The 2283-nt window shown below is 71.2% G+C and carries 2 protein-coding genes and 1 pseudogene; 1 reads left to right on the forward strand and 2 read right to left on the reverse strand.

The features are described 5' to 3' along the window. Both ADK55_RS13355 and ADK55_RS13360 read right to left on the reverse strand, forming a co-directional pair. A partial coding sequence (locus tag ADK55_RS13355; RefSeq protein ID WP_199826509.1) for a TerD family protein occupies positions 1-853 on the reverse strand: 853 nt, incomplete at its 3' end. Positions 854-987: 134 nt separating this feature from the next. Further along, positions 988-1584: a M48 family metallopeptidase gene (locus ADK55_RS13360; protein WP_371591447.1), complete on the reverse strand. Its 597-nt coding sequence runs from the start codon at positions 1582-1584 to the stop codon at positions 988-990. 248 nt (positions 1585-1832) lie between these two features. Here ADK55_RS13360 and ADK55_RS13365 point away from each other — a divergent pair. Further along, positions 1833-2283, forward strand: a pseudogene (locus tag ADK55_RS13365) (ThiF family adenylyltransferase); the annotation flags it as partial.

A 2283-nucleotide genomic window follows, 5' to 3' on the forward strand; every position in this document is an offset into this window, starting at 1 on the left:
GTACCTGACCGCCGTAGCCGGGCTGCTGCCCCGGGACCTGACCGTACGAGGGGGTTCCCGGCTGCTGCGGGGGGTGGGGCGGTTGACCGTACGGCGCGGCGGGCTGCGTCGTGAGCGGCCCGACCATCGTCGGGGCCGAGTGCACCGGCTGGGGCGGGGCGCCGGCCGGTCCGCCGAACGACGGCGCGGGGGCGGGCGCCGGGGCGGGGGCTTGGGCCGGGGCGCCGAAAGCGGGCGCGGGCGCCGGGGCGGCCGCCTGCGGCGGCGGGGCGAACCCGGGCGCGCCCGCGGGCTGGGCCGGGGCCTGCTGCTGCGGGTCCTCGTCCTCGGCGACCTCGCCGCCGAAGTTCTTCAGCAGCGCGGCGAGCCCGCCGTCGAAGCCCTGCCCGACGGCGGCGAAGCGCCACACGTCCTTGAGGTAGAAATCGCCGATCATCAGGGCGCGTTCGGTGCTGAACTCGGCGCCCGTGAACGCGTAGCGGACGACTTCCTCACCGCCGGCCACGATCCGGATGTAGCCCGGACCGATCTGCGACATCTGCCCGGGACCGTCGATGGAGGCGGTGAAGGACAGCTTGTGGATGTTCTGCGGGATCCGGTCGAGAGTCACCCGGAAGGATTCGCTGTCGCCCGCCTGTGTGCCGAGCTGCTGAATGGACTCTTCCGGCGACTTCGGCTGGTTGTAGAAAACGAAGTAGCGATCGTCCGAGAGCTGCTCGTTCACATCGAGGCCGAAGCAACTGATGTCGATGGCAAGCCCGGGCCCGGCGATCTGGACGCCCACGTACAGATCGGTGCCCGCTGTCAGATCGCTGATCTTGGCCTTGTGGCCGCGTTGGAATTCCCTGGCCATACGTCCGACCGTCCCCCATCCCGACTGTGAATACGTGCCGCCGGCTAACGGCTGCCGCTCAGGCTAACGGCTTCCGCAGACATCGAGCCAAGTCGGTACCGACCCGGTACACATCACGCTCGGTCACGCCATGATCATTCGTCCCGCGCTCCGGGGACCGCGGGAAGTCGCTCGGCGGCGACCACTCCCTCCAGGTACCCGCGGGCGCGTTCGGTCTTCGGGTACGCCTCCAGCAGTTGCCAGAAGCGCGGGCCGTGACCGGGGACGAGGAGGTGCGCCAGCTCGTGCAGCAGCACGTAGTCGACGACGTACTCGGGCATGCCCTGGAGGCGATGGGAGAGGCGGATGCTGCCCTCGGCCGGGGTGCAGGAACCCCAGCGGGTGTTCTGATTGGTGACCCAACGGACCGAGCGGGGGCGGGCACGGCCGTCGAAGTACTGCTCGGACAAACGCTCGGCGCGTTCGGTGAGTTCCGTGTCGCCGAGGGTGCGTTTGCCTTCCTGGGCGGCGAGCTTGTCGAGCATGACGCCCACCCAGCGCTGCTCCTCGGCCTCCGACATCCGGGCAGGGATCAGGACGACCGTCCGGTCACCCTCACGGTAGGCGGAAACGGTCCTGCGGCGGCGCGCGCTCCGGCGGACTTCGACGGCGCGCTGCGAGGGATCGGCGGACACGCCAGCACGGTACCCGCTCGTCGTGACGGAAGTCCCCCTCGTCCGCGCATCGAACATGATCGATTCGCCGCCGATATCAGAAACCCCCCTTAACGCCCCGTTTCTCCATCTCATATGCCTAATACCCCCCGCCTGTGGACAAGTTCGCGCACCGATTCCCGGGGGCGGGCAGTGTTGCGGACGGAGGCGGAAGACCGCCTCGGAGGCCTTCGGGTATCGCGGGGGCTCGGGCATCGCGAGGGCTTTCGGGAATCGCGGGGACTCGGGTACCGCGGGGACTCGCGGACGGAATCGAGGGGACGACCATGTATCCGAAGGTGAAGCCGGCGCTGGCCAGGGCCTGGCGGGATCTGCAGACGGTGCAGTTCGGGGTGACGCCCGCCCACGCGGTGGTGCTCGGCCCGGTGGACACGGCCACCGGGGCGTTCATCGACCGGATCGACGGGACACGGGGGATCGAGTTGCTGCGCGCGGAGGGCGCGGGGATGGGGTTGTCGGAGGGGCGGGTGGACGAGTTGATCCGACGGTTGGCGGGGGCCGGGCTCCTGGATGACGCCACCGCGGGCGGGCCGCGGGCCCAGGCGGTGCGCGGGCGGCCGGAGAGCCTGGAGCGGCTCGGGCCCGATCTCGCCTCGCTCTCGCTGGTGCATCGGGAGCCGGGGGGTGACTTGCGGGGAGTCGCGGCCCGGCGGGCGATACGGGTCCAGGTGCGCGGGGGCGGGCGCGTGGGGGCGGTGATCGCGGCGGTGCTCGGGC

This window comes from Streptomyces sp. WM4235, from assembly GCF_001279725.1.
GTDB lineage: Bacteria > Actinomycetota > Actinomycetes > Streptomycetales > Streptomycetaceae > Streptomyces.

What these genes read in the sequence shown, in the direction of transcription:
- ADK55_RS13360 (WP_371591447.1), bottom strand. Translation starts at nt 1,584, where the DNA reads ATGTTCGATGCGCGGACGAGGGGGACTTCCGTCACGACGAGCGGGTAC.